We start from the raw sequence: 7,338 nt of genomic DNA, 5'->3' as shown, positions 1-7,338 counted from the left end.
CCCGCCACGGCCGCGACGGTCCCCGCTCCCGCCACCCGGGCCACGAGCCCGGCCGACGCCGCGACGGCCGGCCGCGGCCCGGCATACTCCTGGCGTCTCCTGCAGACGCCGACGAGCACCGCGCGGCTCCGCGGGCTCGACGCGGTCTCCAGGAAGGTGGTCTGGGCCTCCGGAACCGAGGGGACCGTCCTGCGAACGGTCGACGCCGGACGCACCGTCACCTCCGTCGGCCCGGCCGACACCGACGCCATCCAGTTCCGCGACATCGAGGCGACGAGCGCGCGGCACGCCGTCATCATGGGCATCGGCGACACCCCGGACGCCTTCCGCTTCTACGTCACCGACGACGGCGGCAGGCACTGGCGGCTCGCCTACCAGAACGCCGACCCCGCCGCGTTCTACGACTGCATGGCCTTCACCTCGCCACGGGTCGGGTATGCCATGTCGGACCCGATCCGCGGGAAGTTCCGGATCCTCCGGACGACGGACGCCGGCCACTCGTGGCGGCTCATGTCCGCGAAGGGCATGCCGGCCGCGAAGGACGGCGAGTTCGGGTTCGCCGCGAGCGGGACCTGCCTGCAGACCGACCGCAAGGGCGACCTCTTCCTCGGCTCCGGCGGCGTCGACCCGGCGCGCATCTTCAGGAGCACCGATCGGGGCAGGACGTGGACGGTGCAGGACAGCCCCGTCGCGGGGGCGGCCGCCGGCGGCATCTTCTCGATCTCCTTCGGGTGGGGCCGGGGCGGCGTCGCCGTGGGCGGCGACTACACCGACCCGACCGCCGCGAAGGCCAACGGTGCGTGGACCTCGAACCTCGGCCGGACGTGGCATCCCGCGAAGGGTCTCGGCGGCTACCGCTCCGGCTCGGCGTGGGTCCACGACGGGGCCTCGACCGTCCTCGCGGTCGGGCCGACGGGCTCGGACGTGAGCACGAACGGCGGCCGCTCGTACACCACGTTCGACACCGGGACCTTCGACAGCGTCGACTGCGTCGCGGGTCACTGCTTCGCCTCCGGCGACCTCGGGCGGCTCGCCGTCCTGCGGACGACCACCCCGCATCGTTGAGCGACATCGGGATGGCAGGATGTGCCGCGTGACGGCGACGCGACTCGATGGCAGTGTCATCCTCGGCGAGATCAAGCGGGACCTGCGCGCCCGCGTGGAGCGCCTCGCCGAGGCGGGCATCGTGCCCGGGCTCGGCACCGTCCTCGTCGGCGACGACCCGGGGAGCCACTGGTACGTCGGGGCCAAGCACAAGGACTGCGCGGAGGTGGGGATCGCGAGCATCCGTCGCGACCTGCCGGCCGGGTCGACCCTCGAGGAGGTGCTCGACGTCGTCCACGAGCTGAACGACGATCCGGCCTGCACCGGGTTCCTCGTCCAGCAGCCCACCGGGCTCGACGAGTTCGCCATCCTGTCGGCCGTCGACCCGGAGAAGGACGTCGACGGCCTCCACCCGACGAACCTCGGCTGGCTCGTCCTCGGCAAGGAGGCGCCCCTGCCCTGCACGCCGATGGGCTGCGTCGAGCTGCTGCGCCGGTACGACGTGCCGATCGCCGGGGCCCGCGTGGCCGTCGTCGGTCGCGGCATCACCGTGGGACGTCCGCTGTCGCTCATCCTCACCCGGCGCAGCGAGAATGCGACGGTGACCATCTGTCACACCGGCACCCGGGACCTCGCGGAGGAGGTGCGGCGCGCCGACATCGTCATCGGCGCGGCCGGGGTGCCCGGCCTCATCACGCCCGACATGATCAAGCCCGGTGCCGCGCTCCTCGACGTCGGGGTGAGCCGCGTCGTCGGCGCGGACGGCAAGAGCCGCGTGGCGGGCGACTTCCACCCCGACGTCGTCGAGGTCGCGGGCTCCGTGTCGCCGAACCCCGGCGGCGTCGGTCCGATGACACGCGCGATGCTCCTCACCAACGTCGTCCTGGCCGCCGAGCGTCAGCTGGAGCAGGCGCAGGCGGGCGCCGCCTGATGTCGGCGGGGGGGCCGGAGCGACCGCCGTCGCCGGCACCCCCTGCCGAGCCCCGCCCACCGACGACCTCCCGCCTCGCGTCATGGTGGGTGCTCGCCGTCGGGCTCGCCGTCGGCCTCGGGTTCGCCGCGACGACCCATCCGTTGCGGGCGACGTTCGCCTTCAGCGCGTCGTGCCTCGCCGCGGCGGTCCTGCGCGCCGTCCAGCCGACGGCCCGGGCCGGAGGCCTCGTCGTCCGCGGCCGCGCCTTCGACGTCCTGACGCTCGTGGCGCTCGGCGTCGTGGTGCTCGTCGTCGGCCGGTCGATGAACCTCCACCCGCACGTCTGACCGGATCACCTCACCGGCACGTCCCTGGCCGGCCGGTCGGAGACGGTCGGGGACGTATCGGGAGGTGGTCGGCCCGGAACCGGCGGGGACGTGCCGGTGGGGGACGTATCCGGAAGGTGGTCGGCCCGGAACGGTCGGTCAGCCGACGAACGTCCCCCCGCGGGCCACGACCCGTCCGCGTTTGAGGACGAGCTCGCGCGGAGGGACCGCGGCGACCGCCTCGGCGACCGACCGGGCCCGGACGAGGACGAGGTCCGCCGGGGCCCCCGGGGCGATGCCGTATGCCTCGATGCCGAGCACCCGCGCCGCCCCGTACGTCGCCGTGTCGAGCGCGAGGGCGAGCCCCGCGTCGGTCCGGGCCGAGTTGCGGTAGCCCACGAGCATGGCGCGCCGGAGCATGTCCCCGTCGCCGTACGGACCCCAGAGGTCGTTGATCCCGTCGCTTCCGGAGCCGTATGCGACGCCGGCGGCGGCGAGCTTGTCCAGCGGTGGGACGGGGACGTCGTAGACCGCGGCGGTGTTGAGGGCGACGCCCGCCTCGGCGAAGGCGGCGATGAGGGCGTCCTGCGTGGGTTCGTGGGCGATGGCGAAGGCGTGGCTGATCGCGACCCGGCCCCCGAGCCCGTGGTCGACGGTCCGCCTCGCGATCTGCTGCATCTCCCAGGCCCCGAGCGTCCCGTCGTCGTGCAGGTGGATGTCGAGCCCCGAGCCGGTCGCGACGGCGAGCTCGAAGATCGCGTCGAGGTGCTCGTTCGGCGCCTGGTCGAATCCCGCGGGATCGAGCCCGCCGATCGTCGTGGCGCCCGCCTTCGTGGCCTCGGCAAGGAGGTCGAGGGTCCCCGGGTTGGTGATGAGGCCCCCCTGGGGGAAGGCGACCTGCTCGATGGTGATGGCGTCGGCATACCGCTCGGCAACCTCGGCCACCACCTCGACACCCCGCAGCCCCACGCCGGGGTCCACGTCGGTGTGCGTGCGGACGTGGGTCGTGCCGCCGACGATCATCCTCTCGACGAGAGCGGCGACGTAGTCGGCGTTCGGCAGTCCGTAGTCGTCGCGGACGCGGCGCTCGTATGCGATGCGCTCGGCGACCTGCTCGACGCCCGGGTTGGGGACCCACGGGCCGGAGAAGAGCGTCTTGTCGATGTGGGCGTGGGCGTCGATGAGGCCGGGCAGGGCGAGCAACCCGGCCCCGTCGATCCGGTCGGTCCCGTCGCCCCGCTCGGCCGGGTCGGCGCCGCCGACGGATGCGGTCGTGCCGTGGACCATCTGCGGCGCCCCGAGCGAGGTGATCCGGCCGTCCTCGACGACGATCGTCGTCGGTTCGTCGTGTCCGGGGACGAGCACGTTCTCGATGAGGGTGGTCATGTGCACACCTTCCTGGGTCAGGCCGCGGTGAAGGCGTCGATGCCGCGCGAGGGCGAGCGACGAGCGGGGTGGATGAGCGAGCCGCCGACGGCGATCGCGAGGTTGACGACGAGTGCGACGAGGCCGACGTTGCACCCGAGGAGGACGAGGCTCTCGGTGAGGACCGACCACGTCACGATGGCCAGGCCGACCGCCGCCCCGGCGATCATGCTCGCCGTGTCGAGCCTCTTCCAGAAGAGCCCGAGGACGATGGCCGGCACGAACTGCGACACCCCCGTCTGGCCGACCTGGAGGAGGTTCACCAGGATGGCCGGCGCGAGGAGTGCGACGAGGAGGCTGACGGCCATGACGACGATGACCATGACCCGGGACACGGTGAGCACCTGGGCCTGCGTCGCGTCCGGCTTCATGGCGTCCTTGTAGACGTTCTTCGACAGCTGGGTCGCCGACTGCAGGACGAGCAGGCTGACGGGCACGATGGCTGCGAGGGCGCCGGCCGCGCCGACGACACCGACGAGCCACGCCGGCAGGGTCTTGACGGTGAGGGCGAGCAGCACGCCGTTGGTGTCCGAGCCGGTGACTCCCGGGATGACGAGGAGTGCGGTGAGGCCGACCAGCACCGGGAGGAACAGCAGGATGTTGTAGAAGGGCAGGTAGATCGTGTTCCGCCGGACCGTCTCCTCCGATTTCGCCGAGAAGATGGCGGCCGTCGAGTGGGGGAACATGAAGAACGCCAGTCCGGACCCGACGAGCGTCGTCATCATCCACAGCGGGGTGGCTCGGGGGCTCGAGCCGTTGAGGGCGAGCAGCCCCGGGTATCGGTCGATGACCTGGTCGACGACCGTCGCATACGACCCGAAGTAGTGCAACGGGATCCACACGCCGACGACGACGATCGCGATGATCATGAGGGCGTCCTTGACGACGGAGATCCGGGCGGTCGAGTGGATGCCGGCGAGGTAGACGAAGACGGCGACGACGGCGAACGCGACGAGCATGCTCGCGTTGGCAGGGAGGGCGCCTCCGGAGGTCACCGAGACGATCTGCCCGAACCCGAGGAGCTGCACCTCGATGTAGGGGACCATGAAGACGACCCCGACGACCCCGAACGCGGCGCCGATCCACCGGCTGCCGAAGCGATGCGTGAAGTAGTCCGCCTGGGTCACCAGGCCGTGGTCCTTCGCATACCGCCACAGGGGTGGCAGATAGAGGTATGCGAGGGCGAACGCGACCGTTCCGTAGCCGGTGGTCCACAGCGCGATGTCACCGAGGCTGTAGACCCCGCCGGAGGCGCCGAGGAAGGTGGCCGTCGAGTAGATCTCGCCGGCCGCCAGAACCCAGAAGAGCAGGACGCCGAACGACCGGCCGCCGATGCTCCAGCTCGCGAGGTCCCCCTTGACGGCACGCCGCCGTGCGTTGACGCCGATGAACGCGCAGACCGCGAGGATGACGACGATGACTGCCGTGGCCATCAGACGTCGCTCCCGCGGCCCGAGCGGCCGAGGCGGTCGCCGGTGAGGACGAAGAGAGGAGTGAGGAGCACCCAGATGAGGAACCAGGTCCCCAGCGCCGGAAGCGGCCCGATGCGGGTCTCGGAGCTGAAGAACGGGACGCCTCCGACGAGGACGACGACGGGGACGAGGGTGAAGACGACGGGGTAGTGCCTGCGCATACGATGCCTCCGAAGGTATTTGGTATACCAAAAACCATAGGATAGAGTCGGGCGTGATGTAAAGAGGCCGGGCGACTGGAGTGGATGTGACACCGATCATCGACGTCGGGGGCGAGCACCGGTCGCTCCGGGACGAGGTCACCGACGCCGTGCGCGACCTCATCACGACGGGGCGGATCCCGCCCGGGGCACGCCTCCACGAGCGCCGGCTGTCCGCGGATCTCAACGTGTCGCGCGTGCCGTTGCGCGAGGCCATCCTCCAGCTCTCCGTCGAGGGGCTCGTCGACCTCGAGCCGCGGAAGGGGGCGTTCGCCGCCCCCCTCGACCGGACGGCCGTGGGCGAGATCTTCGACGTCCGGGAGGTGCTCGAGCCGCTCGCGGCCCGTCTCGCGGCGGACCGGCGGACCCCCGCCGACCTGCTCGCTCTCCGGGAGTCGGTCCGCGGCGAGGTGACGGCGTCCGACCGGGCCGCGAGCCACGCCCACGACGTCGGGTTCCACGAGGCCCTCATCGAGGCGGCCCACCATGCGGTGCTCGACCGGCTCATGACGCCGCTGCAGCACCACCTGCGCCGGCTCTTCCTCCTCACCAGCTCGATCGCGCGCCTGGACATGGGCGACGAGCACCGCCCCCTCGTCGAGGCGATCGAGGCACGTGACGGCGCGCTCGCCGCTCAGGTGGCCCGCGACCACGTCCGGGCGGTGCGGGCCGCGACGATGCCCATGGTGGGGGAGCGCCCGACGCCGGCGTGAGCTCCCGGCATACCGGCCGGTGAGCTCACCGGCCGGTGAAGGATGTGTCAGATGAGCCCGAGGCCCTTGACGGCGTCGCGCTCGTCGCCGAGCTCCTTGACGGAGGCGTCGATGCGGGTCCGCGAGAACTCGTTGATGTCCAGGCCCTGGACGATGCTCCAGTCGCCGTTCTCCACCGTCACGGGGAAGGAGGAGATGAGACCCTCCGGCACGCCGTACGACCCGTCGGAGCGCACCGACATGGAGACCCAGTCGCCCTCGGGCGTGCCCTGGGCCCACGTGCGGGCGTGGTCGATCGTCGCGCTCGCCGCCGACGCGGCCGAGGAGGCGCCGCGGGCGTCGATGATCGCCGCGCCGCGCTTGGCGACCGTCGGGATGTAGGTGTTCGCGAGCCAGTCCTCGTCGTTGATGAGCTCGGCGGCGTTCTGGCCCTTGACGAGGGCGTGGAACAGGTCGGGGTACTGGGTCGCCGAGTGGTTGCCCCAGATCGTCATGTGCGTGATGTCGGTGACCGCGGCGCCGGTCTTCGCGGCGAGCTGGCTGATCGCGCGGTTGTGGTCGAGCCGGGTGAGGGCCGAGAAGCGCTCGCTCGGGATGTCGGGCGCGTTGCTCATCGCGATGAGGGCGTTCGTGTTCGCCGGGTTGCCCGTCACGGTGACTCGGATGTCGTCCGCCGCCACCTCGTTGAGGGCCTTGCCCTGGGGCGCGAAGATCCCGCCGTTGGCCTCGAGCAGGTCGCCGCGCTCCATGCCTGGGCCACGGGGCCGGGCGCCGACGAGGAGGGCGAAGTTCACGCCGTCGAAGATCTTCGTCGGGTCGTCACCGATCTCGACACCCGCGAGGGTCGGGAAGGCGCAGTCGTCGAGCTCCATGACGACCCCTTCGAGCGCCTTGAGGGCGGGGGTGATCTCGAGAAGGCGCAGCTCGACAGGGGTGTCGGCGCCGAAGAGCGAGCCGCTGGCGATGCGGAAGAGCAGGCTGTAGCCGATCTGGCCGGCGGCGCCGGTGACGGCGACCTTGACGGGTGAGGTGCTCACGATGGTGTCCTTCGCGGGTGGGATGGGCCGAAGCTTCCGGTCCTGAACCTAGCAGCGTGGCCGCCGACGCCATCGGCCCGGTCGGACCGCGCGCGGGAGCTGCGGTTCGGTTCTGGACGCCGGATGGGCCGGTATGCCGGGTGGGCCGGGTGTCCTGGGTGGGCCGGTATGCCGGGTGAGCCGGTATCGGGTGGGCCGGGGTGCTGGG

At 71.8% G+C, this 7,338-nt stretch carries 8 protein-coding genes; 4 read left to right on the top strand and 4 right to left on the bottom strand.

Features of this window, described 5'->3' with window-relative positions:
• The 3 genes from BN12_RS15175 to BN12_RS15165 form a co-directional block, all read left to right on the top strand.
• The coding region (locus BN12_RS15175) for a WD40/YVTN/BNR-like repeat-containing protein (RefSeq protein WP_083454678.1) at positions 1–1,065 on the top strand (1,065 nt) is incomplete at its 5' end.
• A gap of 28 nt (positions 1,066–1,093) precedes the next feature.
• Positions 1,094–1,975 carry a bifunctional methylenetetrahydrofolate dehydrogenase/methenyltetrahydrofolate cyclohydrolase gene (locus BN12_RS15170; protein ID WP_048553759.1) on the top strand — a complete coding sequence of 294 codons (882 nt, stop codon included), beginning with the start codon at positions 1,094–1,096 and terminating at the stop codon, positions 1,973–1,975.
• Positions 1,976–2,064: 89 nt separating this feature from the next.
• The gene (locus BN12_RS15165) at positions 2,065–2,304 is read left to right on the top strand and encodes a DUF3017 domain-containing protein (protein WP_048553757.1); all 240 of its coding nucleotides are present in this window, start codon (positions 2,065–2,067) and stop codon (positions 2,302–2,304) included.
• 138 nt (positions 2,305–2,442) lie between these two features.
• Here BN12_RS15165 and BN12_RS15160 read toward each other — a convergent pair whose 3' ends face one another.
• Genes BN12_RS15160 through BN12_RS25265 form a run of 3 tightly spaced genes read right to left on the bottom strand, consistent with a single transcriptional unit; the run spans position 2,443 to position 5,341 of the window.
• Complete coding sequence (locus BN12_RS15160; RefSeq protein ID WP_048553755.1) at positions 2,443–3,669, bottom strand: amidohydrolase; 1,227 nt, start codon at positions 3,667–3,669, stop codon at positions 2,443–2,445.
• Between the two features lie 17 nt (positions 3,670–3,686).
• A complete protein-coding gene (locus BN12_RS15155) occupies positions 3,687–5,141 on the bottom strand; it encodes a sodium:solute symporter family protein (RefSeq protein ID WP_048553754.1) in 1,455 nt (484 codons plus the stop codon).
• Positions 5,141–5,341 (bottom strand): hypothetical protein, encoded by a 201-nt coding sequence (locus BN12_RS25265; RefSeq protein ID WP_048553751.1) that lies wholly within the window; start codon positions 5,339–5,341, stop codon positions 5,141–5,143. The genes BN12_RS15155 and BN12_RS25265 overlap by 1 nt, the downstream gene beginning before the upstream one ends.
• An 86-nt stretch (positions 5,342–5,427) precedes the next feature.
• Here BN12_RS25265 and BN12_RS15145 point away from each other — a divergent pair, with 86 nt between their 5' ends.
• Entirely contained in the window at positions 5,428–6,093 is a 666-nt protein-coding gene (locus BN12_RS15145; RefSeq protein ID WP_048553749.1) for a GntR family transcriptional regulator, read from the top strand.
• Between the two features lie 47 nt (positions 6,094–6,140).
• On the opposite strand, the gene BN12_RS15140 is transcribed toward BN12_RS15145, so the two are convergent.
• A complete protein-coding gene (locus BN12_RS15140; RefSeq protein ID WP_048553746.1) occupies positions 6,141–7,130 on the bottom strand; it encodes a malate dehydrogenase in 990 nt (329 codons plus the stop codon).
• Between the last annotated feature and the right edge of the window lie 208 nt (positions 7,131–7,338).

The organism is Nostocoides japonicum T1-X7 (assembly GCF_001046855.1).
GTDB lineage: Bacteria > Actinomycetota > Actinomycetes > Actinomycetales > Dermatophilaceae > Nostocoides > Nostocoides japonicum.
The sequence above is the reverse complement of the archived record's forward strand: the minus strand, read 5'-3'. Positions and strand labels throughout refer to the sequence as shown.

Excerpts from the sequence above, each read along its gene's own strand:
- BN12_RS15160 (WP_048553755.1), bottom strand. The coding sequence starts at position 3,669 with ATGACCACCCTCATCGAGAACGTGCTCGTCCCCGGACACGACGAACCG.
- BN12_RS15155 (WP_048553754.1), bottom strand. The coding sequence starts at position 5,141 with ATGGCCACGGCAGTCATCGTCGTCATCCTCGCGGTCTGCGCGTTCATC.
- BN12_RS25265 (WP_048553751.1), bottom strand. The coding sequence starts at position 5,341 with ATGCGCAGGCACTACCCCGTCGTCTTCACCCTCGTCCCCGTCGTCGTC.